The sequence below is a fragment of the Protofrankia sp. Cj3 genome (assembly GCF_917627355.1).
GTDB lineage: Bacteria > Actinomycetota > Actinomycetes > Frankiales > Frankiaceae > Protofrankia.
In genome coordinates this window covers 1,128-1,651 of record NZ_CAKJTR010000334.1, presented here as the reverse complement: position 1 = coordinate 1,651, position 524 = coordinate 1,128, and the positions used below count along the sequence as shown (strand labels likewise).

Here is a 524-nt window from a genome sequence, read left to right as displayed (position 1 = left end):
ACTCATCGCAGCCCCGGTACGGCTAACACCCGTGACCACCAGGGTGAAGGTGCCCTGGGACAGGGCCGCCACCGACGACGCCAGCACCTCGACGCACATCTCCGCATGTGGCTCCGGCCAGAATCCAGCGGTCTGTGCAGACAAAGCGTCGAGGGCCGCATCGTCCAGGATGACTTCCTCCTGGCCGTTGAGCGCCGCGCGCTGCACGAGCTGCAGCAGCCACTCGTCCCGTGGCGACACACCGCCGGCAGACACCGGCTCCACAAGGTCAAAATGCGTCGGATAGCCCAGCCCAACCACCGGGTCAACCAGCTGACCGACCCGGACCAACGCCGACACGCCGAACTTGTCCAGGAACCTGCGATGGTAGTCCTGCCAAGACGGATGACCAGCCGGATACGGAGTCAGCCGTCGCAATGCTTCGGCCGCCGTGGCGGCCTCCGCCGCCACGATGCCCGGTAGTACCGCCTCGCAGCCCAGCCGCAGGTCGACCGCCAGCGGCTGCTCGACCACCGCGCACACCA

General features: G+C 67.7%; 1 protein-coding gene. It reads right to left on the bottom strand.

Annotation, left to right across the window (positions count from 1 at the left end; translation table 11 throughout):
• Positions 1-524 (bottom strand): lantibiotic dehydratase (locus MJ783_RS23275; protein ID WP_239314030.1); only part of this gene is annotated, 524 nt, incomplete at both ends.